The organism is Micromonospora sp. NPDC049047 (genome assembly GCF_040649135.1).
Taxonomy (GTDB): domain Bacteria; phylum Actinomycetota; class Actinomycetes; order Mycobacteriales; family Micromonosporaceae; genus Micromonospora.
The window spans coordinates 1-24,193 of sequence record NZ_JBEZEY010000019.1 but is presented as its reverse complement, the minus strand read 5'-3'; the positions used below and the strand labels follow the sequence as shown (position 1 = coordinate 24,193).

General features: G+C 71.0%; 28 protein-coding genes. 13 read left to right on the top strand and 15 right to left on the bottom strand.

Going from position 1 to position 24,193, the window contains the following annotated elements:
- Positions 1-50: 50 nt before the first annotated feature.
- Positions 51-2,564 (bottom strand): DUF3516 domain-containing protein, encoded by a 2,514-nt coding sequence (locus tag AB0B86_RS25130; protein WP_357419897.1) that lies wholly within the window; start codon positions 2,562-2,564, stop codon positions 51-53.
- Between the two features lie 103 nt (positions 2,565-2,667).
- A complete protein-coding gene (gene trmB / locus AB0B86_RS25125; RefSeq protein WP_357419930.1) occupies positions 2,668-3,297 on the bottom strand; it encodes a tRNA (guanosine(46)-N7)-methyltransferase TrmB in 630 nt (209 codons plus the stop codon).
- Positions 3,298-3,505: 208 nt separating this feature from the next.
- Between trmB and AB0B86_RS25120 the strand changes: the two genes are divergently transcribed.
- Positions 3,506-4,150 carry a hypothetical protein gene (locus AB0B86_RS25120; protein WP_357419929.1) on the top strand — a complete coding sequence of 215 codons (645 nt, stop codon included), beginning with the start codon at positions 3,506-3,508 and terminating at the stop codon, positions 4,148-4,150.
- A 184-nt stretch (positions 4,151-4,334) separates the two neighbouring features.
- On the top strand, positions 4,335-4,976 hold the full coding sequence (locus AB0B86_RS25115) for a class F sortase (RefSeq protein ID WP_357419928.1): 642 nt from the start codon (positions 4,335-4,337) through the stop codon (positions 4,974-4,976).
- 11 nt (positions 4,977-4,987) lie between these two features.
- On the opposite strand, the gene AB0B86_RS25110 is transcribed toward AB0B86_RS25115, so the two are convergent.
- Entirely contained in the window at positions 4,988-5,863 is an 876-nt protein-coding gene (locus AB0B86_RS25110; protein ID WP_357419896.1) for an alpha/beta hydrolase, read from the bottom strand.
- Positions 5,864-6,116: 253 nt separating this feature from the next.
- Complete coding sequence (locus AB0B86_RS25105; RefSeq protein ID WP_357419895.1) at positions 6,117-6,818, bottom strand: TetR/AcrR family transcriptional regulator; 702 nt, start codon at positions 6,816-6,818, stop codon at positions 6,117-6,119.
- Positions 6,819-6,904: 86 nt separating this feature from the next.
- Between AB0B86_RS25105 and AB0B86_RS25100 the strand changes: the two genes are divergently transcribed.
- The gene (locus tag AB0B86_RS25100) at positions 6,905-7,783 is read left to right on the top strand and encodes an aldo/keto reductase (protein WP_357419894.1); all 879 of its coding nucleotides are present in this window, start codon (positions 6,905-6,907) and stop codon (positions 7,781-7,783) included.
- Between the two features lie 73 nt (positions 7,784-7,856).
- Here the strand turns inward: AB0B86_RS25100 and AB0B86_RS25095 are convergent, their stop codons facing one another.
- The 3 genes from AB0B86_RS25095 to AB0B86_RS25085 are packed head-to-tail and all read right to left on the bottom strand — an operon-like array spanning position 7,857 to position 9,947.
- Positions 7,857-8,174: an antibiotic biosynthesis monooxygenase gene (locus AB0B86_RS25095; protein WP_357413329.1), complete on the bottom strand. Its 318-nt coding sequence runs from the start codon at positions 8,172-8,174 to the stop codon at positions 7,857-7,859.
- Positions 8,175-8,191: 17 nt separating this feature from the next.
- Complete coding sequence (locus AB0B86_RS25090; protein WP_357413327.1) at positions 8,192-8,989, bottom strand: exodeoxyribonuclease III; 798 nt, start codon at positions 8,987-8,989, stop codon at positions 8,192-8,194.
- A gap of 37 nt (positions 8,990-9,026) precedes the next feature.
- On the bottom strand, positions 9,027-9,947 hold the full coding sequence (locus AB0B86_RS25085) for a PAC2 family protein (protein WP_357413325.1): 921 nt from the start codon (positions 9,945-9,947) through the stop codon (positions 9,027-9,029).
- Between the two features lie 421 nt (positions 9,948-10,368).
- Between AB0B86_RS25085 and AB0B86_RS25080 the strand changes: the two genes are divergently transcribed.
- The 3 genes from AB0B86_RS25080 (at position 10,369) to AB0B86_RS25070 (ending at position 12,278) form a co-directional block, all read left to right on the top strand.
- Positions 10,369-11,217 (top strand): peptidase M23, encoded by an 849-nt coding sequence (locus AB0B86_RS25080; RefSeq protein ID WP_357413323.1) that lies wholly within the window; start codon positions 10,369-10,371, stop codon positions 11,215-11,217.
- 106 nt (positions 11,218-11,323) lie between these two features.
- Positions 11,324-11,470 carry a hypothetical protein gene (locus tag AB0B86_RS25075; RefSeq protein ID WP_357413321.1) on the top strand — a complete coding sequence of 49 codons (147 nt, stop codon included), beginning with the start codon at positions 11,324-11,326 and terminating at the stop codon, positions 11,468-11,470.
- Between the two features lie 49 nt (positions 11,471-11,519).
- Positions 11,520-12,278: an EcsC family protein gene (locus AB0B86_RS25070; RefSeq protein ID WP_357413320.1), complete on the top strand. Its 759-nt coding sequence runs from the start codon at positions 11,520-11,522 to the stop codon at positions 12,276-12,278.
- 17 nt (positions 12,279-12,295) lie between these two features.
- Here AB0B86_RS25070 and AB0B86_RS25065 read toward each other — a convergent pair whose 3' ends face one another.
- The gene (locus tag AB0B86_RS25065; RefSeq protein WP_357413318.1) at positions 12,296-13,147 is read right to left on the bottom strand and encodes a GDSL-type esterase/lipase family protein; all 852 of its coding nucleotides are present in this window, start codon (positions 13,145-13,147) and stop codon (positions 12,296-12,298) included.
- A gap of 121 nt (positions 13,148-13,268) precedes the next feature.
- Positions 13,269-13,859, bottom strand: coding sequence for an antibiotic biosynthesis monooxygenase (locus AB0B86_RS25060; RefSeq protein ID WP_357413316.1), 591 nt, complete (start codon positions 13,857-13,859; stop codon positions 13,269-13,271).
- 123 nt (positions 13,860-13,982) lie between these two features.
- Between AB0B86_RS25060 and AB0B86_RS25055 the strand changes: the two genes are divergently transcribed.
- From AB0B86_RS25055 to AB0B86_RS25035, 5 genes are read left to right on the top strand one after another with little or no spacing between them, the layout of a single operon-like run.
- Positions 13,983-14,246, top strand: coding sequence for a DUF6343 family protein (locus AB0B86_RS25055; protein ID WP_357413314.1), 264 nt, complete (start codon positions 13,983-13,985; stop codon positions 14,244-14,246).
- Between the two features lie 12 nt (positions 14,247-14,258).
- Complete coding sequence (locus tag AB0B86_RS25050) at positions 14,259-15,674, top strand: NADP-dependent succinic semialdehyde dehydrogenase (protein WP_357413312.1); 1,416 nt, start codon at positions 14,259-14,261, stop codon at positions 15,672-15,674.
- Between the two features lie 44 nt (positions 15,675-15,718).
- Positions 15,719-16,684 carry a TIGR03885 family FMN-dependent LLM class oxidoreductase gene (locus AB0B86_RS25045; protein WP_357413310.1) on the top strand — a complete coding sequence of 322 codons (966 nt, stop codon included), beginning with the start codon at positions 15,719-15,721 and terminating at the stop codon, positions 16,682-16,684.
- Positions 16,685-16,723: 39 nt separating this feature from the next.
- On the top strand, positions 16,724-18,295 hold the full coding sequence (locus AB0B86_RS25040) for a Na+/H+ antiporter (protein WP_357413308.1): 1,572 nt from the start codon (positions 16,724-16,726) through the stop codon (positions 18,293-18,295).
- Positions 18,292-18,549, top strand: coding sequence for a UBP-type zinc finger domain-containing protein (locus tag AB0B86_RS25035; protein ID WP_357413306.1), 258 nt, complete (start codon positions 18,292-18,294; stop codon positions 18,547-18,549). Before AB0B86_RS25040 ends, AB0B86_RS25035 begins: the two co-directional genes overlap by 4 nt.
- Here the strand turns inward: AB0B86_RS25035 and AB0B86_RS25030 are convergent.
- The 6 genes from AB0B86_RS25030 to AB0B86_RS25005 all read right to left on the bottom strand — a co-directional run bounded on the left by AB0B86_RS25030 (position 18,525) and on the right by AB0B86_RS25005 (position 22,480).
- Positions 18,525-19,808 carry an MFS transporter gene (locus AB0B86_RS25030; protein ID WP_357413304.1) on the bottom strand — a complete coding sequence of 428 codons (1,284 nt, stop codon included), beginning with the start codon at positions 19,806-19,808 and terminating at the stop codon, positions 18,525-18,527. The two genes, AB0B86_RS25035 and AB0B86_RS25030, sit on opposite strands and share 25 nt — an antisense overlap.
- Before the next feature lie 254 nt (positions 19,809-20,062).
- The gene (locus AB0B86_RS25025) at positions 20,063-20,380 is read right to left on the bottom strand and encodes a hypothetical protein (protein WP_357413302.1); all 318 of its coding nucleotides are present in this window, start codon (positions 20,378-20,380) and stop codon (positions 20,063-20,065) included.
- A gap of 11 nt (positions 20,381-20,391) precedes the next feature.
- Positions 20,392-20,619, bottom strand: a complete 228-nt coding sequence (locus AB0B86_RS25020) for a hypothetical protein (RefSeq protein WP_357413300.1) — start codon at positions 20,617-20,619, stop codon at positions 20,392-20,394.
- Between the two features lie 89 nt (positions 20,620-20,708).
- Positions 20,709-21,410, bottom strand: coding sequence for a transposase domain-containing protein (locus tag AB0B86_RS25015; RefSeq protein ID WP_357413298.1), 702 nt, complete (start codon positions 21,408-21,410; stop codon positions 20,709-20,711).
- A gap of 123 nt (positions 21,411-21,533) precedes the next feature.
- Positions 21,534-21,671, bottom strand: a complete 138-nt coding sequence (locus AB0B86_RS25010) for a hypothetical protein (RefSeq protein WP_357413295.1) — start codon at positions 21,669-21,671, stop codon at positions 21,534-21,536.
- Positions 21,672-21,694: 23 nt separating this feature from the next.
- On the bottom strand, positions 21,695-22,480 hold the full coding sequence (locus tag AB0B86_RS25005) for a DUF6585 family protein (protein WP_357413294.1): 786 nt from the start codon (positions 22,478-22,480) through the stop codon (positions 21,695-21,697).
- Between the two features lie 255 nt (positions 22,481-22,735).
- On the opposite strand from AB0B86_RS25005, the gene AB0B86_RS25000 reads away from it, so the two are divergent.
- A complete protein-coding gene (locus AB0B86_RS25000) occupies positions 22,736-23,227 on the top strand; it encodes a molybdopterin-binding protein (RefSeq protein WP_357413346.1) in 492 nt (163 codons plus the stop codon).
- Between the two features lie 182 nt (positions 23,228-23,409).
- Positions 23,410-24,006 (top strand): hypothetical protein, encoded by a 597-nt coding sequence (locus tag AB0B86_RS24995; RefSeq protein WP_357413292.1) that lies wholly within the window; start codon positions 23,410-23,412, stop codon positions 24,004-24,006.
- The last annotated feature ends 187 nt before the right edge of the window (positions 24,007-24,193 follow it).

The window sequence follows — 24,193 nt, the reverse complement described above, 5'->3', positions numbered from 1 at the left end:
GGTGTGGGAAGTCAGCGCCACCGGCCGACGGGTCCAGCCGGGGGCAGGCGTCAGAGCTGTCCCACCTCGGTGACCCGGACGACAGCCGCGCCGACCTCGTCCGAGGCGGCCAGGTCGATCTCGGCGCTGATGCCCCAGTCGTGGTCGCCGTCCGGGTCGTCGAAGATCTGCCGCACGGTCCACCGCTCCCGGCCCTGCTCGATCATGAGCAGCGCGGGCCCCCGGGCGTTCGGACCGACCCCGATCGAGTCGTACGCCTCGAAGTACGGCCCCAGGGCGTCGGACCATGCGTCGTAGTCCCAGCCGTCGCCGGCGTCCAGTTCGGCGAGCAGATCCCAGCGGCGCAGCGCGGCCAGCTCGACGCGGCGGAACAGCGCGTTGCGCACCAGCACCCGGAACGCCCGCGCGTTTCGGGTCACCGCCGGTGGCCGGTCGGTGAGGGCGGCGTGCGCCTGGGCCACCTCGGCCACGTCGGACGGGTTGCGCAGCCGCTCCCACTCGTCGATCAGACTGGAGTCGACCTGGCGGACCAGCTCGCCCAGCCACTCGATGAGGTCGATCAGCTCCTCGGTCTTGGCGTCCTCGGGCACTGTCTGGCGCAGCGTCTTGTACGCGTCGGCCAGGTAGCGCAGGACCAGCCCCTCCGAGCGGGTCAGCCCGTAGAACTGCACGTACTCGGTGAAGGTCATCGCCCGCTCGAACATGTCCCGGACGACGGCCTTGGGGGAGAGCTGGTGGTCGGCGACCCAGGGGTGGCCCTGCCGGTACATCTCGTACGCGGCCTCCAGCAGCTCGGCGAGGGGCTTCGGGTGGGTCACCTCATCGAGCAGTTCGAGGCGGGCCTCGTACTCGATGCCCTCGGCCTTCATCGCCGCGACGGCCTCGCCGCGCGCCTTGAACTGCTGCGCGGAGAGGATCTGGCGCGGGTCGTCGAGGATCGACTCGATCACGCTCAGCACGTCGAGCGCGTACGACGGGGACTCGGCGTCGAGCAGCTCGATGGTGGCCAGCGCGAGCGGGGAGAGCGGCTGGTTGAGCGCGAAGTCGAGTTGGAGGTCGACGGTGAGCCGGATCCGCCGGCCGGTCTCGTCCGGCTCGGGCAACTCCTCGACCACCCCGCCGGCCCGCAGCGCCCGGTAGATGGCGATGGCCCGGCGGATGTGCCGGCGCTGGGCGGCGGGCTCCTCGTGGTTGTCGGTGAGCAGGTGCCGCATCGCCGTGAACGCGTCCCCGGGCCGGCCGATGACGTTGAGCAGCATCGAGTGGCTTACCTGGAAGCTGGAGGTCAGCGGCTCCGGCTCGGCGTCGACGAGGCGGTCGAAGGTGGGCTGGCCCCAACCGATCGAGCCCTCCGGCGGCTTCTTGCGGACCACCTTGCGTCGCTTCTTCGGGTCGTCGCCGGCCTTCGCGAGCGCCTTCTCGTTGTCGATGACGTGCTCGGGAGCCTGCACCACGACCCGGCCGATCGTGTCGTAACCGGCCCGGCCGGCCCGCCCGGCGATCTGGTGGAACTCCCGGTTCTTGAGCAGCCGGGTCCGGACCCCGTCGTACTTGGACAGGCCGGTGAACAGCACAGTGCGGATCGGCACGTTGATGCCGACACCGAGGGTGTCGGTGCCGCAGATGACCTTGAGCAGGCCGGCCTGGGCGAGGGTCTCCACCAGGCGGCGGTACTTGGGCAGCATGCCGGCGTGGTGCACGCCGATGCCGTGCCGGACCAGCCGGGACAGCGTCTTGCCGAAGCCGGAGGTGAACCGGAAGGCACCGATCGCCTCGGCGATCATGTCCTTCTCGGCCCGGGAGCAGACGTTGACGCTCATCAGCGCCTGGGCGCGTTCCAGCGCGGCGGCCTGGGTGAAGTGCACCACGTACACCGGGGCCTGCTTGGTCTCCAGCAGCTCCTCAAGTGTCTCGTGCAGCGGCGTCATCGCGTACGAGAAGATCAGCGGGACCGGCCGCTCGGCCGAGCGGACGACGGCGGTCGGCCGCCCGGTACGCCGGGTCAGGTCGTCGACGAACCGGGTGGTGTCCCCCAGGGTGGCCGACATCAGGACGAACTGTGCCTGCGGCAGCTCGATGATCGGCACCTGCCACGCCCAACCCCGGTCGGGCTCGGCGTAGAAGTGGAACTCGTCCATGATCACCTGGCCGACGTCGGCCTTCGCGCCCTCGCGCAGCGCCAGGTTGGCAAGGATCTCCGCGGTGCAGCAGATGATCGGGGCGTCGGCGTTGACGCTGGCGTCACCGGTGAGCATGCCGACGTTCTCGGCGCCGAAGACCTCGCACAGCGCGAAGAACTTCTCCGACACCAGCGCCTTGATCGGCGCGGTGTAGAAGGTCGTCCGGCTGTCGGCGAGGGCGGCGAAGTGCGCGGCGATCGCCACCAGGCTCTTACCCGAGCCGGTCGGAGTGTTCATGATCAGGTTGGCGCCGGAGACGATCTCGATGACCGCCTCCTCCTGATGGGGGTAGAGGTCGAGGCCGCGCTCCTTCGCCCAACCGGCGAACGCGTCGAAGAGGGTGTCGGGGTCGGCGCTTGTCGGCAGCGCGGCGGTGAGCGTCATATCCCGTCCATGGTGCCTGGATCATGCCCCGCTCCGCCAACCCGGTGTCCACCGGACCCCCGTCCGGGCCGGTGGGTCCGGGCCGGCGGGACGGCCCGGCGCGTCACCGTCGGCGGTAGAGCAGGTCGGCGACGGGCCGGCCGGCCGTGATCGCCCGCCGCTCGAACTTCGTCACCGGCCGGTGCGCCGGACGCGGCGCGAAGCCGCCGTAGGCGTCCACCAACTCCGGATCCGCCTCCAGGGTCTCCCGCATCGACTCGGCGTACTCGGCCCAGTCGGTCGCGCAATGCAGCGTGCCGCCGGGGCGCAGCCGAGACCGCAGCAGCGCCACGTGCGCCGGCTGGACGATCCGCCGCTTGTGGTGGCGGGTCTTCGGCCACGGGTCCGGGAAGAAGACGTGTACGGCGTCCAGCACATCCACCGGCAGGCCGCTGACCAGGGACAACGCGTCGCCCTCCGCCACCCGCACGTTGCTCAGGCCGCCGCGCTCCACCAGGTCGAGCAGGTTGGCGATTCCGGGCGTGTGCACCTCGACCGCCAGATAATCTCGATCCGGGTCCGCGGCGGCCATCGCGGCGGTGCTGTCGCCCATGCCCGAGCCGATCTCCAGCACCACCGGGGCCCGGCGACCGAACAGGTCAGCCAGGTCGACGGGCACGACCGGTCCGTCCGGCACCGTCAGGCCGTACGCGGGCCAGAGCCGGGTCAGCGCGTCGGTCTGCCGGTCGCTCATCCGACCCCGGCGGGGATGGAACGTGCGGATCGTCCGGCTCACGGGCGGGACGGCGGGGTCATTGTCGGTGGCGGTCACAGCGACCCGAGCGTACGCGACGCCGCCAGCGAATCGGATGTGATGTGCGACCGGAAATGAGAGGATCCAACTGGTACGGCAGGTCGGGTGCACCGCTGCCCGACTCGGCCGCGCGGCGTCGAGAGGGGGCATCGTGACAGTGACCCGCTGCGGCGTGACCCTGTCGGTGCTGACCGCCCTCACCGGCCCCCTGCTCACCGCACTCCTGCTCACCGCGCCCGCCCATGCCGCACCCCGGTCCGGCACGCCGGAGGTTGCCGCGCCCGCGGCCCGGGGGACCGCGTTCGTCGCCGCCGCGCCGCAACCGGAAGGCCCACCGGGTGGCGCACCGCAGCCGACACCGGCGGTGGACATCTTCGTCGAGGTGAGCCCCAGCACGGTGCAGCCCGGCTACCTGGTCGGGATCCGGGCCAGTTGTCGGGACAACTCGGTCGGCGCCACTGTCGTCTCCGACGCCTTCGGCGCGATCGGCGTACAGCCGCAGCACGGCCTGCTCACCGCGGCGCCGATGGTGCGCGAGCGCACGCGCCCCGGCAACTACCGGGTCAAGCTGGAGTGCCGTGACGGTGAGACCGCCTCGACCATGCTCCAGGTGGTCAAGAAGGTTCCGGTCCAGCCCAGTCGCGGTCCGGCCACCGGTTTCGGTGGGAGTGCCAACGGGACGACCGGCAAGCTGCTGCTGCCCGGCGGCGCGGCGCTGACCGTCACCGGGATGGTCCTCGCCGTCGTGGCGTTGCGCCGGCCGCGTCCGGCCCGCGGCGCTGCGCGGGGCTGAGGCCGCCATGGAGATCTTCCGACCCGCGTCGCCGCCGCCCGGCCCTCGCCCGGCCCCCGGCTCGCGCCCGGCACGGGCCGACCGCGTGCCGGTGGACGACCGCTTCGAGGCCCATCGCCTGCCGCTCGACGACAGTCCGCTGGTCCCGGACCGCCCGAGTGTGGCCGCTCGTCCGCCGACCGCGGTGGCCCCGCGGCGCAGCCGACCTCCTGGTCGTAGCCCCTGGTCGGTGCCGCTGGCCGTGGTGCTGGTGCTGGTCGGGGTCTTCGCCACCGGGGCAGGGCTGGGCCGCTCGGTCGGCCCGCTCGACTTCGCCCCGGCGGGCGGGGACCGCCCGGCCCGCAGCGAGTCGGTCGGGTTGTCGGCCAGCCGCCCGGTGCGCCTCACCGTGCCCGCCATCAAGGTGGCCGCGCCGGTGGCGCCCGTCGGGCAGGCCCGGGACGGCTCGATCGCCGTACCGCCGCTGGAGCGGCACAACGAGACCGGCTGGTACGACCGTGGTCCCACGCCCGGCGAACCCGGCCCGGCGGTGATCGTCGGGCACGTGGACACCAAGAGCGGGCCATCGGTCTTCTACGACCTGGGCAAGCTGAAGCCGGGCGACCTGATCGAGGTGGCCCGCGCGGACCGGTCGACGGTGGTCTTCAAGGTCGACAGCGTGGAGCACTTCCCGAAGGACCAGTTGCCGGCCGACCGCATCTACGGCCACGACGGCCCCGCCGGGCTGCGGCTGATCACCTGTGGTGGCCAGTTCATCGGCGGGCGCACCGGCTACGCCGACAACGTGATCGCCTTCGCCACCCTCCAGTCCTCCCGCAAGCCCTGACCGCGCGGGCGTCAGCTCAGGAAGTCGAGGAGTTGGCGGGTGGTCTGCTCGGGTGCCTCCTCCGGGATGAAGTGCCCGACCGGCACGGGCTCGCCGCGCACGTCATGGGCCCACTCCCGCCAGATCGCGAGCGGGTCGGCGTAGAGCTTGGCGACCTGGCCGCGTTGACTCCAGAGGAACAGCACCGGGCAGGTGATCTTCCGGTGGCCGCGGTCCGCCTCGTCCTGTTGGTAGTCCAGGGTCGCGGCGGCACGAAACTCCTCGCAGATCGCGTGCGCTGTGGCCGGGTCGCTGAACTGCTTGACGTACGCCGCCCGCACCTCGGGCGGGAAGGCGTCCTTCACCTCGGGCCAGGTGTCGAGCATGTAGTCGACGAGCACGGCGGGTGCCGCGCCGATGAACTGCTCGGGCACCGGCGCCGGTGCGGCCAGGAACGACCAGACCCAGTAGGAGAGACTGAACGCCTTGTCGGCACGGTTGTAGACATCCCCGATGGGGACGACGTCCATGACGGCCAGCCGGGTGACGACGTCCGGTTCGTCAAGCGCGAGACGGTACGCGCAGCGCGCCCCACGGTCATGGCCGACGAGTCGGAACCGCTCATGGCCCAGGCTCCGCATCACCTCGACCTGGTCGCGGGCGATGGCTCGCATGCTGTACGGCTCATGGTCGTCGGTGCTCGGCGGGGTGCCGCTGTCGCCCCAGCCTCGCAGGTCGGTGGCGACGACAGTGAAGTGCTCGGCGAGACGGGGCGCGACCTGGTGCCACATGAGATGCGTCTCGGGGATGCCGTGGAGGAGCAGGACAGGCGGTCCGTTTCCGCCCCGGCGGCCGTGGATCGTCGCGCCGGAGGTGGCGATGTCGAACTCTTCGAACCCGTCGAACACGGCCAGGACCCCCCGCAGCTTGGGATGCACAGTGAGCGAACGGCGTGGGACGGCAGGCAGGGCGACTGGTGGCCGGCTACCGCACGGACCGAATCGAGGCTATCAACGGAGGCAGTCGGCCCGACGTGATTCGGCTGCGGTGCGGCATGCGCGGCACACCGGCGGCCGGGTCTGCTCGGTGGCGGCCGGGCTGTCGCTCGACGTACCCCAATGCCTTGCCAAGGCCGTGTCTGACAAGTGGCCTGCGAGTCACCTAGTGGGCGAGTTGCTGAAGCCAGTCCTGCAGGAGTGCGGTCTCGACGGGGCGGAGCGGGACGCTAGTTGGATCCGTCCCGCCGAGGGCGGCATCGAGCGCGAGGGCGCGAGCGGCGAGGGTGGGGTCCGGGGCCGGGCTCGTGTCGGTGGTCAGGGCGTCGATGAGTGCTTCCCGCATGCGCGGTGAAACCTCCGGGTCGCGTTCGCTCTCGGGGATGCCGATCAGGGAGAGCGTGGTGCCGGTTACCGCTGCCAGCGTGAGGTGGGCGGCAAGGACGGGCGGCACCCGTAGGCGGCCGTCGGAGGCGGCGCGGCCGAGGAACGTCATGAGGAGTTCTTGAGCCTCCCGCGCGGCAGGTGGGCGCCGGCCGGGGCGGTCGGTGCCGTACATCAGCAGGTAGAAGGCGGGGTGTTTCAGGCCGAAGTCGACATGCATGTCCCATCCGCGGCGAATGTCGTCGACCGCGTTGCCGCTCGACGACAAGGTGTGCTTCTGCGCCAGGTAAAGGTCGAAGCCGTGGATGGCCAGCGACGAGAGGAGCCCGTCCTTGTCGCCGAAGAGCTGGTACAGGGAGGCGGCACGGATGCCTGCCGCCGCTGCGACGGCGCGGGTGGAGAGCGCCTGGGCGCCCTCCCGTTCCAAGAGCTCGGCTGCGACCTCCAGGATCTGCCGGCGGCTGCGGGTCTTCGCATCATCCACGGTTGCAATGCTACGGCATAAGGCGTATCACTGGTTCGGTCAGCGATACGGGAAATACCGTCGCAGTGATACGGCAGGAGAGGCCGATGAATCGTGTGGGATACGGCGCCATGCAGCTTGCGGGCCCTCAGGTCTGGGGATTCCCGGACGACCCGGAGGCGGCGCGGCGGGTGTTGCGCCTGGCTGTCGAGCTGGGCGTGACCTTCTTCGACACCGCGAACGCCTACGGGCCACGAACGGTGAACCAGCTGATCGGGCAGGCGCTGGGACCGATCCCCGAGGGCGTGATCGTGGGCAACAAGGTCGGCGCAGAGCGCGGCCCGGACAAGTCCTGGATCGTCGACGGTCGCCCGGAGACGGTCCGGCGGCAGGTTCACGAGGCCCTTACCGACATGGGAACGGACGCGAGCGAGCTGACCTACCTCCGGCTCGTCGGCGACACCCCCGGTGCGCACCAGGACGTACCGCTGGAGGAGTCGCTCGGCGCACTCGTCCAGCTGCGAGACCAGGGGCTGATCCGCCGCATCGGCCTGTCCGGCGCGTCCCCGCAGGTGCTGGCCCGCGCCCAGCGGATGACCCCCATCGCGGCGGTGCAGAACCGCTTCAACCTGCTTGACCGCAGCGGCGTCCAGGTCCTCGCCGACTGCGAGACCCAGGGCATCCTCTTCATCCCCTACTTCCCGCTGGCCGCCGGACGGCTCAGCGGCCACCAGGAGCTGACCGGCCCGGCAGAGCGCCTAGGCGCCACACCGGCCCAGATCGCACTGGCCTGGCTGCTGCGCCGTTCGCCCTCCATTGTCGTCATCCCCGGCACGAGCAGTACCGACCACCTGCGGTCCAACATCGCAGCTTCCGAAGTTGCCGAACAATTGACCGACACCGAGGTCGCGCGCCTGACCGGACTCGTCGACGAGTCGCAAGCGGTCCTCGGGCAGCCCACGCCACCCGCCCAAGGCCACCGCTGAAGAGGCCCCGGGGATGCCGCTATCGACCTCGGCCGCTCCGCCAACCAGCAAAGTGATCATTGTCAGACGCGGCCTAGGGGTGGGGGACGTGCAGCGCCACCTCGAACTCCAGCAGGCTGGCCCCGGTGGCGACCGGTGGGCGGGGCTGCTCGCCGGGCGCGCCAGCGTGGGCGGCCCGCGACGGGCCGGCGGCCCACGCCTGGTACGCCTCTTCGCTCTCCCACTTCGTGTACACGAAGTATCGGGTCTCACCGGCCACCGGTCGGAGCAGCTCGAAGCCGAGGAAGCCGGGGGAGTTTTCCACAGCGCCGGCGCGGGCGGCGAACCGCTTCTCCAACTCCGCGCCGGCGCCAGGCGGGACCTCGATTGCGTTGATCTTCACGACTGCCATCTGCCCACCCTAGCTACTCAGAACCCGTCGACCGCAGGCACCAGCTCCGCGTCGACCACGATCGGGGCGTGGTCGGAGGGTCCCTTGCCCTTGCGGGCCTCCCGGTCCACGTAGGCCGAACCGACAGCGCGGGCGAACGGCGCGGACGCGTACACCAGGTCGATTCGCATGCCCTTGTTCTGGTGGAACATCCCGGCCCGGTAGTCCCAGTAGGTGAAGGGGTGTGGCCCCTTCATCGGGGTCGGCACCACGTCGACGAGGCCCAGGTCGCGAAGTGCCGCGAGGGCCGCCCGCTCCGCCGGGGTGACGTGGGTGGAGTGGGTGAAGACCGCCGGGTCCCAGACGTCGGCGTCGGTCGGGGCGACGTTGAAGTCGCCGCAGACGACAAGCGGTAGCCCACCGGACAACTCGGCAGCCACCGCGTCGCGCAGCGCCGCGAACCAGGCCAGCTTGTACGCGTAGTGCGGGTCCTCGGGTGTCCGGCCGTTCGGCACGTACACCGACCAGACCCGCACCCCGTCGCAGGTGGCGGAGATGGCGCGGGCCTCGGGCTCGGGAAAGCCGGGCTCACCGGCGAACCCGACCCGGACGTCGTCCAGCCCGACCCGGGACAGGATGGCGACTCCGTTCCACCGGCCGTCGCTGTGGCTGGCCACCGTGTAACCCAACGCGCCCACCTCGGTCACCGGGAAGGCGCCGTCCGGGCACTTTGTCTCCTGCAGGCAGACGACGTCCGGCCCGGTGTCGGCCAGCCACTCCAGCAGCCGGGGGAGGCGGGCCTTCACCGAGTTGACGTTCCAGGTCGCCAGGCGCATGCCCCCAGCCTGCCGCATCCGCCCCCGGTACGCCGGGTCAGCTGCCCGGGGTGTCGCCGGGACGGGTTTGTTCGGCCAGGAACCGCTCCAGTTCCGCGCCCAGCTCGTCGGCAGTGGGCAGCGGCCCGGCGTCCGCGGCGAGCAGGTTCTTCTCACCTCGACCGCGGGCGAACGCGTCGTACTGCTCCTCCAGGGCCTGGACCAGGGCGGCGGCGTCCTCGGTCTGCGCGACCTGGCGGTCGATCTCCACCCGGACCACCTCGGCGGCCGAGCGGAGCCCGTCGCCGGGCAGCAGCAGCCCGGTGCTGCGCGACACCGAGCTGAGCAGCACCTCGGCGGCGGCCGGGTATTCGGTCTGCGCCACGTAGTGCGGCACGTGGGCGGCGAAGCCCAACGCGTCGCGACCCTGCTTGCCGAGGCGGAACTCCAGCAGGTGCCCGACGCTGCCGGGCACCTGGACGCGTTGCAGCCAGGGCTCGTATCCGGCGATCAGCTCGGGGCGGGTGGCGTGCGCCGTCACTCCGGTCGGTCGGGTGTGCGGCACCGCCATCGGGATCGAGTTCAGCCCCACGGTGAGCCGGACGTCCAGGCGGGCGGCCAGCCCGGCCACCGCGGCCACGAACCGCTCCCACTGCAGGTCCGGCTCGGGGCCGGTGAGCAGCAGGAAGGGGGTTTCGTCGTCGTCCCGCAGCAGGTGCAGCTCAAGCGTGGGCGCGTCCACGCTCTCCCAGTGGTCCTCGACGAAGGTCATCACCGGTCGGCGCGACCGGTAGTCGAAGAGCTGGTCGACGTCGAAGGTGGCGATCGGTCGACCCTCAAGCGAGGTGAGCAGCTGCTCGCGCGCCAGCCGGCTGGCATTACCGGCGTCCACGAACCCGGTGAGGGCCTGGATCAGAACCGGCTGCCCGAGGTCGGGCAGATCGTCGGTGAGCTGGTAGAGCTCGTGTGGGTCGAGCACCGGTGCGGACCTCCCTGAAATGTGCCTGCGGGGCGCCGACGCGATGGAGGGCACCCGTTCGGGCAACGTACCCGCCATCCTGGTGCATTCCTGCGCCGGGCGATTCGTCGCCCGAGGGATGAGCGGGACCAGACTATTCGCCCGATTACGCCGCCAGACTGTTTGCCCTCGGCCGATCGGCCGAGGGGTGGTTCGACCCAACGGCCCAGTTTGTCGATCATGTCTCGACCGGGGGTCCGATGTACCCGACAGTCACCGGCCGTGTCGGCCTGCGCGCACCGCCGCATTCATCCGGTACGCGAGGAATGTTCCTCGGGCGGGTCGCCCCGGCCGCGTCGTCCACCAGGGTGGCCCCGATCTGTGGGAATCACCACGTGATCACCGTGCGTGATCGGGGTTTCCCCCTGCCTAGCCTCGGTTGATGCGTGACGACGGCACCCTCGACGACCCGTACGCCCCGAGCAGCGCCACTGCCGATACGGAGGATGGCGCCTCAGCCGAACGGACAACCGCCGCGAGTCGACTCCGGGCGTACGTCCGGGACCTGAACGGTCGACGCCGGGCCCAGCTGGCGCTGGCCACCGGTGTGGTCTGCTGCCTCGGCCTGACCGCGGTCGCCCAGGTGGGCGACGAGAAGCCCGGCGGGGCGACCCGCTCCGGCCCGCCCGCCAGCTCGGAGCTGGCGCAACGCGCCGAGCAGCAGGACGCGGCCTCCCGTGGTCACGATCGCGCCGCCGCCCCGGCGCCGTCGGCCACGGCGACCCCCGGTGACCCGGACACCGCGGCACCCGCCCGCAAGGTCGCACCGGCCCGCCCGACCAAACCGGCGCCCGTCGTCGGGCTGGACGAGGCCCAGATGGAGAACGCCGCGGCGATCGTGCGCGCCGGCCGCAAGATGGGGGTGCCCCGCCGGGGCCTGGTGATCGCGGTCGCCACCGCCATGCAGGAGAGCAACCTCTACAACGTGGCGAGTGGTGTGCTGCCCGAGTCGCAGGACTACCCACACCAGGGCGTCGGCTGGGACCACGACTCGGTCGGGTTGTTCCAGCAGCGTTCCAGCAGCGGCTGGGGCCCGGTGGGCCGGCTGATGGATCCCGAGTTCGCGACCCGACAGTTTCTCAGCGCGCTGGAGCAGGTGCCCGGCTGGGAGCGGATGCGGCTCACCGACGCGGCCCAGGCGGTGCAGGTCTCCGCGTACCCCGAGCACTACCAGCAGCACGAGTGGCGGGCCACCCGGGTCGTCGACGCCATCATGCCGGCGGGACGATAGTCTTCCGCCCACTGTGGACGGTCAAGGTTGAGGCTGTCGCATCCCGGGTACATGTGTTGCGGTTACGGGGTACACATGACAACGGGATCATCGACAGGAGGACGCCATGTCACTGATGCAGCGGATCACCACGTTCCTGAGATCGCCGAAGGGGCAGCAACTGGTCGAGCGAGGTCGTCGGGAGATGGCCAAGCCCGCTAACCAGGAAAAGCTCAAGGGTCTGGCGGCCCGGTTGTCCAACCGCCGCCGCTGACCGCCCCATCGGCCGCCCTGTCCGCCATTCCCATTCCAGGGGAGACCCGGTGACCGACACTCCGCCCGTCGGCGGCCAGCCTGCCGCCCCTACTCCCCAGCCGTCCGTCGACCTGCCCGCCGGGCCGGCGGACACCGCCGAGGGTCCGCCGGCCCGTCTCTGGGACCGGATGCGCGACGACCCCCAGTACGCCCCGGAGCACCTCGCCCTGGAGGCGGTGCGCCGGCTCGGGCCGGAAGCCGAGCAGTGGGCCGACCGGGCCCGCGCCGAGCAGCCCGGGGTGTCGTCCGACGCCCTGGCCGACCAGGCGACGCGCAAGTTCGTCAACCTGGCCCGGCTCTCGGGCGCGGTCTCCGGCGCGGCCGGACTACCCGGCGCCGTGATCGACGTGGGCGTGCTGGCCTGGACCCAGGCCCGGATGGTGTTGCACATCGCTGCCGCTTACGACGTCGATCCGCTGCACAGCGACCGGGCCACCGACCTTCTTGTGCTGCAGCGCGTGCACAAGGTCGCCGAGAGTGCCCGACTGGCGCTCGGGGTGGCCGCCGGCCGGGAACGCGCCGACGCCCTGTTCGGTCTGGGTGGCCAGCGCCCACTCGGTCGGGTGATGCTGCAACTCGGCGTCCGGCTGGCCCAGATGGCCGGCGTCCGGGCCGCCAAGCGGGTCGTCGCCAAGATCATCCCCGGGGCGGCCATCGTGCTCGGCACCTGGGCCAACTCGTCGGCCACGAAGGAGCTCGCCCAGCGTTCCCGCGCCCTCTACCGGCCTCGGGGCGGCAGCGCCCTCCCGGGACCTCGGCTACCCTGACCGCCCGCCCGGAGCGGTCAGCTGGCCATCCCGGAGGGACGCCAGGTCACCTCGGCCAGTCGGCCCTGGCCGGCGGTGTTGGGATGGAACCAGTCGAGCGGGTTGAGCAGGTCCAGGGTGAACCGGACCCGGTGCGCCGCGCCGCCGTCGTGCCGACAGCGCGAGCCGTACGCCCGGCAGGCCGCGACCAGTTCGGCGTTGTACGCCTCGATCCGGTCCCGGACCGCCGCCCGGCGTGCCTGGTCAGCGGGTGCCGTCGAGGTGGCCTCGGCCAGCAGGGCCGGGCAGACGCCCCGCCGCCACGCGCGGACCGCCCGTGGATCGTCGTGCCCGACCTCCCAGAGCCGGTACAGGTCGGGGATGCTCACCACCAGCACCCGGGCCTTCGGCCGGCCGCTGCGCAGCACCTGTAGCCCCCGGTCCACGTCGGCCCGGAACCGCGCCACCGGGGTCATCGCGTCCACTCCACCCCGGCAGACGTCGTTGGCGCCGATGAGCACCGTGACGTAGTCGGGACGGTCGCGTACCGCCGCCCGGGCCTGCCCTTCGAGGGCGTCCGCGCGGGCGCCGGCCCGGGCGTGGTTGTACGTCCGGTCGCGGATCGCCGAATTCTGGTCGAGCAGCCGCCGGTAGTGGCTGCGCACCCGCAGGCCGTCGCCGGTGGACCAGGAGTTGCGCTCGCAGGAGGTGAGCACCAGGCAGGAGGCGAAGCCGGTGCTTATCGAGTCGCCGAGAGCGGCGATGCCACCCGGCCCGCTCGACGCCGGGCCGCTGCGGGTGGGGCGGGGCGTCGCGGACGTACCACCCTCGCAGGCCAACGCGACGAGTGCGACGAGACAGGCCAGCGCGGCGACCCACCGTCGAGGCATGACGTCCCCCGTTCCGCAGCGCAGAGCGACAGCCCGATAACTCTATGCATAGGACGTGGTGTGCCGGGAACCTGCTGTCGGCTATGCGGCAGAGTGCCGGCGGCCGGGCCGGCGAGGTGGTTTAATCCCGCCGCGCTGCCGGCTGGCCGTGCAGCCACCCGTGCAGGGCCCGGGTGATCCGCGGCAGCACCAGATAGGTCATCAGTGGGGTCAGGCAGAGCGTCATCAGCAGCACCCGCGCCGCCAACGGCACGGCGGCGAGGAAGTGACTGGTCAACAGGGTCGCGCTGAGGCTCAGCGGAAAGAACGCCAACCAGATGGTCACCGCCTGCTTCCACCTCGGCGGCGAGGTAGGCCCGACCGGCTCGACCGGGTCGACCGAGTGCTCAAGCGGCGGGTCGAACCAGCCCTCGATGCCGGTCCGCCGCTCGACCCGGGTGTGCTCGACGATGCCCTGGGCCGAGCTGAGCCACCAGTGCCGCTGCGGTGACTCCTCCCACCGGTGCAGCGTCTCGGCGTCGGCGAAGCGGTAGAGCATGTGCCACTCCGGCGAACCGGGGCCGCTCTGCACCCAGCCGGCGCCGAGGAAACCCGGGAACGCCTCGGCCAGCGCGGTGCCGGCCCGCATCCAGGCCACCATCTCGCTGGACCGCGTCGGGTCGACACGGCGGGCGATGGCGACGGTCACCGGCACGGCGAGGGTCATTGACATGCGCCCATCCTGCGGGCATCGGGGGCCACGGCGCGATCGGATGTGCCGGAGCACACCACCACACCGGCAGGTGCGAGCGCGCGGTACCGGTTAACCGGGCCGATCGGGGGTAGGTCGGGGGTTATGACGAGATCGCAGCCCCGGCGCGCCCGTGGCACGGTCGGCCACGCGAACAGCGCCCTCAATCTCCGGCTCACCCTCGCCAGCTTCGGGCTGGTGACCATGGTGGTGTTCGCGGTGCTGGCGTTCTGGGCCGGCATCGCCTGGCTCGGCGTACTCTGTGCGATCTTCGCCGTGGTCGCCGTGGTCGACCTGGTCGTGATCCAGCGCCGCCGCGCCGCCCGCCGCCGCGAGGAGCCGGGCGTACGACACTCGTTGTTCGAGTGACAGGAGGACGAGATGCCCCACATCGCCACCACCAACCCCGCCACCGGACAGGTGCTCAAGACCTACGAGGCGATGTCCACCGAGCAACTCGACGGTGCCATCGAGCGCACCGACCTCGCCTACCAGCAGCTCCGGACGACGAGCGTCGACGAGCGCGCCAGGTGGATGAGGGCCGCCGCCGACCTGCTGGACGCCGAGCGTGACGAGATCGCCCGGATCATGACCACCGAGATGGGCAAGACGTACGCCTCCGCGCAGGCCGAGGTGACCAAGTGCGCCACGGCGGCCCGCTTCTACGCCGACCACGCCCCCGCGTTCCTCGCCGACGAGCCGGCCGACGCCGACGCGGTGAAGGCGACCCGGGCGTTCATCCGCTACCAGCCGATCGGTGTGGTGCTCGCGGTGATGCCGTGGAACTTCCCGCTCTGGCAGGTGATGCGGTTCGCGGCCCCGGCGCTGATGGCCGGCAACACCGGCCTGCTCAAGCACGCCTCGAACGTGCCGCAGACCGCCCTGTTGCTGGAGGACGTGTTCCGCCGGGCCGGCTTCCCCGAGGGCGCCTTCACCACGGTGCTGGTCGGCTCGGAGGCCGTCGACCGGATCCTGAGCGACCCCCGGGTCCGTGCCGCCACGCTCACCGGCAGTGAGCCGGCCGGCCGGTCCATCGCCCAGATCGCCGGGCGGGAGCTGAAGAAGACGGTCCTCGAACTCGGCGGCAGCGACCCGTTCGTCGTGATGCCCTCGGCCGACGTGGACCGGGCCGCCGAGGTGGCCACCACCGCCCGCTGCCAGAACAACGGCCAGTCCTGCATCGCCGCGAAGCGGTTCATCGTGCACACCGACGTCTTCGACGCCTTCGCCGCGAAGTTCGCCGCGAACATGGCCGCGCTGCGCGTCGGCGACCCGATGGACCCGGACACCGACGTGGGGCCGCTGGCCAGCGAGCGGGGCCGTGACGAGGTGCACGCCCAGGTCCGCGACGCTGTCGACAACGGCGCCACAGTGCTCTGCGGCGGCGAGCCGCCATCCGGCGACGGGTGGTTCTACCCGCCGACGGTGGTCACCGACCTCACCCCGCAGATGCGGATGTGGTCCGAGGAGGTCTTCGGCCCGGTCGCCGGGCTGTTCCGGGTGTCCTCGTACGAGGAGGCGATCGAGGTCGCCAACGGCACCAGCTTCGGGCTCGGCTCGAACGCCTGGACCCGGGACCCGGCCGAGCAGGAGCGCTTCGCCACCGACCTGGACGCGGGCAACGTCTTCATCAACGGCATGACCACCTCGTACCCGGAGTTGCCGTTCGGCGGGGTGAAGAACTCCGGCTACGGGCGCGAGTTGTCGGCGCTGGGGATGCGGGAGTTCTGCAACACCAAGACGGTCTGGGTGGGCGAGGGCGCTGCCTCGGCCGGCGCGGGGGCACACGCGGAATAGCCCGCAGGCATCAGCCGACGCCGTCATGGGTAGGAGGTGCGCCCATGACGACGTTCGGTTTTCACGCCTCCCATGAGCAGATCGGCCCGCGCGCACTCCTCGAGGCGGTGAAACACGCCGAGCGGGCCGGCTTCGACGCCGCCATGTGCTCCGACCACTTCTCCCCGTGGAGCGCCCGGCAGGGCGAGTCCGGCTTTGCCTGGTCCTGGCTTGGTGCCGCCCTGCAGGCCACCGGCCTGCCGTTCGGTGTCGTGAACGCGCCCGGCCAGCGGTACCACCCGGCGATCATCGCGCAGGCCATCGGCACCCTCGGCGCGATGTACCCGGGCCGGTTCTGGGCGGCGCTGGGCACCGGCGAGGCCAGCAACGAGCACATCACCGGCGACCCGTGGCCGCGCAAGGACGTGCGCGCCGCCCGCCTGCGCGAGTGCGTGGACGTGATCCGCGCGCTGCTGGCCGGCGAGGAGGTCAGCCACGACGGCCTGGTCCGGGTGGACCGGGCCCGGCTGTGGACCCGCCCCGAGCAGCCGCCCGCACTTGTCGGCGCCGCCGTCAGCGTGGCCACCGCCCGCTGGTGCGCCGAGTGGGCCGACGGGCTGATCACCGTGAACGCCCCCGTGGCGCACCTGCGCGAGATGATCGACGCGTACCGGGACGCCGGTGGGCGCGGTCCGCTGCACCTGCAGGTGCACGTCTCCTGGGCGCCGGATCAGGCGCAGGCCGAGGCCATCGCGTACGACCAGTGGCGCAGCAACGTCTTCGCCCCGCCGGTCTGCTGGGACCTGGAGACCGCCGAGCACTTCGACGCGGTCTCCGCCGACGTGCCGGCGCAGCGGGTCGCCGAGGTGGTGAACGTCTCGGCCGACCTGGGCCGGCACGTCGGCTGGCTGGAGGAGTACCTGGAACTCGGCTTCGACCAGATCGCCCTGCACCACGTCGGGCAGGAACAGCGCGGCTTCATCGACACGTTCGGCGCCGAGGTGCTGCCGAAGCTGCGGCCGACCGGCTGATCGAGGCACGCATCGGCGGCACCCCTAGGCTCGTATCCCATGGAAAGCCTGTTTCCGGTAGTCGTCTTCCTGGCGATCGCCACCTTTGGTGCGGCGCTGGCCCGCCGGCTCGGCCTGCTGGCGCCGATCGTGCTGGTCGTGCTCGGCCTGGCGCTCTCCTTCGTGCCGGGCGTTCCGCACGTCGAACTCGACCCGGAGCTGGTCCTGGTCGGCATCCTGCCGCCGCTGCTGTACGTCGCCGCGCTGGAAACCTCGGTGCCGGCGTTCAAGAACAACATCCGGCCGATCCTGTTGCTCGCGGTCGGCCTGGTGCTGTTCACCGCCTTCGTGGTCGGGTTCGTGCTGCACCTGCTGGTGCCGCAGGCGCCGTTCGCGGTCTGCCTGGCGCTCGGCGCGGTGGTCGCCCCGCCGGACGCGGTGGCCGCCACCGCTGTCGCGCGCCGGGTCGGGCTGCCCCGCCGGGTGGTCACCATCCTGGAGGGGGAGAGCCTGGTCAACGACGCCACCGCGCTGGTGCTGCTGCGGGTCGCCACGATGGCCACCGCCGGCTCGGCGGTCGGCGCCACCGACGTGACGATCGAGGTGCTGCGGGCCACCGGCGGCGGCATCCTGATCGGCGCGCTCGGTGCGGTGGTCTTCGGTTTCCTGCACCGGCGGATCACCGATCCGCTGCTTGACAACGCACTGTCGCTGATCATCCCGTTCGCTGTGGTGTTCGCCGCCGAGGCGGTGCACTCCTCCGGCGTGGTCGCGGTGGTGGTCACCGGCCTGGCGCTCGGCCACAAGCTGTCCCAGCTGCTCTCGGCGGCCTCCCGGTTGCAGACCGGCGCGTTCTGGCGGCTGGTCCGGTTCCTGTTGGAAGGGCTGGTGTTCCTGCTCGTCGGCCTGCAACTGCGGGAGGTGTTGCGCGACCTCGACGAGCCCGCCGGGTCGCTCGCGCTGATCACCGTCGCGGTGCTCGCCACAGTCGTCCTGACCCGTTTCGTCTGGCTCTTCCCGGCCACCTACCTGGCCCGGCTGGTTCCCCGGATCCGCCGCCGGGACTCGGCCCCGTCACCCAGGATCCCGATCGTCATCGGCTGGGCCGGGATGCGCGGCGTGGTGACGCTGGCCGCCGCTCTGGCCCTGCCGCTGACCCTGGCCGACGACAAGCCGTACCCCCGGGCCCTGTTCATCTGGCTGGCCTTCGCGGTGATCGTGGTCACCCTGGTCGGCCAGGGCGCCACGCTGCCGCTGGTCGCCCGCCGGCTGAAACTGCCCCAGGACGACCCGGTGCAGGACGCGTTGTCGGCTGCCGGGGTGCAGCAACAGGCCAGCAGGGCTGCCCAGGAACGCCTCGACGAACTGGCCGACAGCGCCCCCGAGGCGGTGGTGGACCGGCTGCGCCGCGCCCTTGAGGATCGCAACAACATGGCCTGGGAGCGGCTCGGTGGCACCGAACGGGAAACGCCGTCGCAGGCGTACGGTCGACTCCGGCAGAGGATGATCGACGCCGAGCGGGATGTGTTCCGGGCCGCCCGGGACGCCGGTCGAATTCCTGAGGAGGTGTTGGTGCGGGCCTATCGTGACCTGGACCTGGAAGAATCATTGTTGCGGGAGGTCGAGAAGTGAGCTGTGAGCACCTGACCGAGGCGGGTGCCGCCGAGGCGCGTACCCCTGACGAGTGCGCGGACTGCGTCGCCATCGGCGAGACCTACTGGGTGCATCTGCGCACCTGCCTGAGCTGCGGGCAGGTCGGCTGCTGCGACTCGTCGCCGAACCAGCACGCGAGCAAGCACTACGCGTCCACCGGCCACCCGGTGATCCGCTCGGCCCAGCCCGGCGAGGCCTGGCGGTGGTGCTACGTCGACGAGGAGATCGGCTGATCGCTGGCCGGAAGCGGCTGGGCGCGGTTCGCCAGCGCCCGTCGGGTGAGCGGTGGCACGGCCAGGCCGGTGCCGGCGAGCAGCCCGGCCAGGGCCAGCCAGCCGATCGGGCCACCGCCGAGGATCAGCCAGGTCAGCAACGCTGGCCCCGCCGCGCGGGCCAGCCCGGCGAGCAGCGTGTCGACTCCCTGGTAGGCGCCGATGGCGTCCGGGGCGGCGAGGTCGTAGGCAAGCGCCGCCCCGGCCCCGGCGTGCCACAGGTCGCCGAGGGTGTAGACCACTGTCGCGCCCAGCAGCAGGCCGATCGCCAGCGCGCCGGAGACGACGCCGGTCGCGGCCCAGAGCAGCGTCCCGGCCGCGAGCACCAGACCGGCCCGACGCATCGTCGCCGCCGCCGGCAACGCGTCCCGCACGCTTCCGCTCAGGCGTACCGCGAGCGCCACGGTGAGCAGCGTGTTGACGAGCAGCACGGCGGACACCGTCACCAGCGGCGCGTCGGTGCGGGCCACCACCCACAGCGGCAGCACCACCGTCAGCGCCACCGAGTGCAGGGCGAGCACGGCCGAGGACCCGGCGACCGCGAGGAAGCGCCAGTCGCGCAACGCGCGGCCCGGTAGCGGCCGAACCGCCCGCCGGACCGGCGGATACGACGGCAGTCGCAGGATCAGCGCCGCCGAGACCAGGTAGGTCACGACGTTGCCGACCACGAGCAGCCGGTACGCCCACCCGGTGTCCGCCACCAGCGCGAACCCGGCCAGGCCCGCGCCGAGCGCCACACCCAGGTTGGCCACCGCGCGCAGGGTGGCGAAGGCGTGCACCCGGCCCTGCGGCCCGCCGACCGCGGCGACAAGCGCGGCGCGGACCGCCAGGTTGCCGGAGACCAGCAGCGCGTCCAGTGTGGCCACCAGCAGGAAGACCGGGAACGAACCGACAAACAGGTACGCGACGGCGACGGCGGCCTGCGCCAGTTGGAGGACCGCCCGGAGGGTACGCGGATCACGCTGGTCGGCCAGCCCGCCGAGCGGCACGCTGGCGGTGAGCCCCACCAGGCCGGCGAGCGTGAGCCCCAGCCCGACCCGTGTCGGGCTCAGCCCGACGACGCGAGTGAGGTAGAGCGCCGAACCGGCCACCCACAGCCCGGTCCCGACGGTGTTGGCGAGCGTGGCCAGCGACAGCGTACGCAGCCGACCGGGCGGCGGCAGCGGTGACAGCGACCGCCAACGGCCGCGAATCTCCGTCCGGGTGTCCGCAGTGTCCACGCACCCGACCCTAGGACTGACGCACGGGTAGCGACGCCCCGAGCGCTGCGGCTCCCGTCACAGCTACGCCACGCCGTCTGCTGGTGCGCGGACCGTGGCGTCATCGTCGAGTGGGTGCTGTCCGAAAACGGCTCTGCCGAGCCCACCGTCCGTGGGCAGCACAGTATGGTCATCCCAGCCAGGATGGCCGATGGCTTCCACCAGTTGTTGGCAGCTAGCCCCAACGCCGTTCAGTTTGGGCGGTGGTTGGTTGGTCAAGGTTCGTTGGTGATGATGTCGATGCTGGTGGTGGCCTTGTAGGTGCGGCGATCGATGTTCGGTCCACGGGCCTGGTAGTTGGAGTTCGAGCGTTTGATCATGCGGGTCTTGGTGCGGATGCGGCGTTCGGGTAGCAGGTTGGCCAAGACGCGTTCGCCGATGACGCCGACCAGGTGGATGGTGGTGTCGGCGATGACGCCGGCGGCGTGGACGACCTGGTCGCGGGCGGCGTTGAGGGCGGTGGTGAAACTGGCCCGGTCCGGGTCGAGGCCGGGCCGACTGTCGGTGGCGTCGACCATGGCGGTCCGCAGCACCTGGTAGACGATCAGCAGGGCATGGATCTCCTGATCGACGCCGTCGGGGTGCGGGCGCGCAGGACCCGGCCGCCGAGGATGGTGGATTTGAGTTCCAGGTAGGCGGTCTCGATTTCCCATCGCTGGTGGTAGAGGGCGGCGGGGTAGCGACGCGGGTCGAGCAGGGTTGTGATGAACCGGTAGCCGCCGGTGTGGTTGCCGGTGGTGGTGGTGATGATGCTGATCCGGGCCTCGATCACGCGGACGTGCTGGCCGCCGATGACCGACAGCCAGGAACCGTCGCGGTAGCGGCGGATCAGCGGGAGCCTGCGGCCGGTCTTGCAGCGGATTAAAGGTCCGTTCCGGTCGCGGTGAGTGTGGAGATCAGGTCGGCGGCGGCGTAGTTGCGGTCGGCTTGGAGCAGCATCCCGGCGCGTAGGCTGCGGGCGAGCCGCGCGGCTTGGACTGTTTCGCCGGTGGTGCTCGGATCGAACACGGCGTCGATGACCGAGCGAGTGCCGCAGGCCAACAGGGCGCTCAGCCGCAGTGTCGGGTAGCCGGAGCCGCCGTGGTTGCACCGGTGTTTGACGTAGCGGCGCAGGTTGGCTGTCGAGTCCGCGACGGTGAGCATGGTGCCGTCGATGACGACCGGCAGCAGGCCCCGCCACCACACGGTGGCGACGGCGCCGGTGGCCGCTGGGCCTCGTAGCAGGTCGAACAAGGCCCGCAGTGGTGCCGGGCCGAGTCGTTGCCGGGCTTGGCGCAACGCGCTGCCGCTGGGGTCTGGTACCGGCAGCCCGCGCAGGCCGGCGACGAGTTTCGCCCATACCTGCCGGTAGCCGAGGTCGGCGAACAGACAGCCGGCCAGCAGCAGATACACCACCACCCGGGCCGGCAACAGACGGACCCGTCGCTGCGTACGCCGGGTCGCGGCGAGGACGTCATCGACCATCTCGAACGGCACGAGGCGGGTCAACTCACCGAGATGACCCGCCGCGAGCGGTTCGGCGGCTACCGTGACCGTCCGTGTTATGGCAATCTGATCGACCAAGCGGGGTTCCTGGTTCGGGTTGTCTTGGAGTGACACACCTTGATAGCGGAACCCCGCCTCTCACATCGTGATCAACACACCTATCGACCAGCCCCGCCCACGCCTAACTGAACGGCGTTGGGGCTAGCTGCGGCGGGACGAGTTCGGCATCGCCTTGTTTAAGGTGCTGCGGGAGATCCCGAGCAGCTTCGCGATCGACGACATCGACCGGTCCGGCTCGGCGAGCTGGTGCATCGCGTAGGCGACCTTCTCCGGCGTCATCGCCGCTCCCGGTGCGGTCGCGATCAGGGCCGCCAGTCGCCGCGCGCATCCCCCTTGACGATCGGCCGGCCGTATTGCTGCACGGCGGCGCATAGCACCTCCCCGAACTGGTCCCGGACCTGCTCGCCCGGTCGTCCCTGGATGCGAAAACGCTTGCCGTCCACTGCGGTCAGGTGGTAGGCCCCGGCCCTCCGGGAAATCAGCAACCGGTCCACCTGGTTCCACGCCACCAGATGGGTACGGCCGCGACGGCGCAGCAGCATCCCACCGGTGTACAGGTAGGCGTGTACCGGGGTCCGGGTCAACGCGGCCAGGGCCACGAACACCAGCGTCACCGCCAGCAGCAACGGCGCCAGTGCCAGCATGGCCACCCCCCGCGCCTGCAGGCTGATGGCCAGCCAGGCCAGGAGGAAGAAGGCGGCGACGGACGCGGCGGCCCCACCGAGCGCCAACACGAAGTTCGCCACCTGGTTGGCATCCTTCCGGGTGGCGATCAGATCACCGAAGCCGGCCTGCTCCGCCCGGGCCGCAGCCGCCGGCGGCGGCGGTGCGGCCGGCGCCGAGAAGCCGTCCGGAATCGCCGTCTCGGCCCACTGCTTGCCGTTCTTCTTGATCGCCACGTTGCTGAGGGCGACCATCGCCACCCCGGCAGCGATCACGAACACCTTGCCGAGGACGTCGCCACGCCAGAAAAGACTGATCAGCCCCACCGCGACAATCAGGAATCCGCCGAGCAGCACGAGGAGGGCCAGACAGCCGACAGCCGGCATGTGTGTCTCCGGTGCGGACTTGATCCCTTCCCGCGCCACGGAACCTCCTCCAGGCAGCCCATCCGCCGGCGGCCCGATCTCCGCTGGATCCTCACCGGCACCCTCTAACCGATTTACGTCCGCCATGCCATTCCTCCCCGCGCGGATCGAAGCCCTACCATTTTATGAAGACATTGACGGTCGGCGCTCACCCACTTCAGAGTGGAGAGCAACGATCTCCGGCTAGATCCGCGCTGGCGCGCCGGTCAGCGGCACCGCAAGCGTGACCAGCGATCCGTCCCCCTCCATCGGTAACTGAGTGGTCCCGGCCCGCACCGTGTTTGCCCATCTGGCCCCTCGCGCAGCTCAGGATGGCCGGGCCCAGTCGGTCCGAGCCCGAAGCAGGGCCCGGCGGCGGGCCCCGGACAGGTCCGCGACGCCCTCGCGCCGGTCGTCACCGCCCTGACCATCCGGGCCGGCGGCGAGGTCGCCCACCACCGGCTGCTTCCCGACCACGCCGACGCCCTGCACAACGCGATCACCCGCGCGCACGTCGACGTCGTCGTGATAACCGGGTCGTCCTCGGCCGGTGCCGCCGATCACCTCCGCGGCGTGCTCGCCACCCTGAACGCCCGATGGCACATCGACGGTGTGGCGTGCCGGCCCGGGCGACCGCAGGCCCTCGCCAGCACCGCCGACGGCAGGTGGATCGTCGGCCTTCCCGGTAATCCGTTCGCCGGCCTAGCCCCACGCCGTTCAGTTAGGCGTGGGCGGGGCTGGTCGATAGGTGTGTTGATCACGATGTGAGAGGCGGGGTTCCGGTATCAAGGTGTGTCACTCCAAGACAACCCGAACCAGGAACCACCTCGATGGATCGATCGCCGCACCTACAAGGCCACCACCAGCATCGACATCATCACCAACGAACCTTGACCAACCAACCACCGCCCTAACTGAACGGCGTTGCCAGCTAGCCCTACCCTGGCCAGATGCTTGCTGCTGAGGCTCCGAAAGTCACCGACTGGATGCAAGCGTGGGGGAGCATAGCCGGTCTGGTGATGTCGACATTCGCCGTGATCTTCACCGGTCTGCTGTTCCGCCACGAGATCCGCGTCCGTCGTGATGAGAAGGCGGATTCGGAGGCAGCCCAAGCTCGCCTAATTGTCGGTCGTCCAGTAGCTCTGGGTCACGGCAACGCTGGCCTACCAGGATTCACAAGGGCGGACTGCCTGATCAGCAACTACAGTGGGGCCCCGATCTTCAACGTCAGGCTCCGTCTACTGCACAATGGATCAGTCCTCAGTGTCAAGGACGGGATATTCTCCGTGCTGACCGAAGAAACAGATTGGCACGCTGACCTGAGGAAACTCATTCCCGTGTCGACAAGTGAGCCAATGGCTGACTGGGTTGTCGAGATCCGATTCACGGACTCATCGGGTCACTTGTGGTGCCGAGTAGGTATGGATCTCCCCGTCAGAATTCTTCCGGCCCAACCTTCCGAGAGTCCGTTCCGGTGGATTCTCCTCTTACTTGCCGGGGCGGCATCGGCCGTAGCAGGGATCGGCATCATCGAGTACATCCTGTAGTCAGCCCAAGCCGTGTCGTCGGATCCGGATCGGCGCGGAAAGATCACGTTCGCCGGTGGTAGTGGTTGCGGCGGGGGAGTTGTTCGGGGTCGAGCCAGGCCGGTGGGATGAATTCGGGCTGACCGTCGCCGCTGAGTTGCACGGCCCAGTCGCTGTGGTGGAGGTGTCGGTGGTGGTGGGCGCAGAG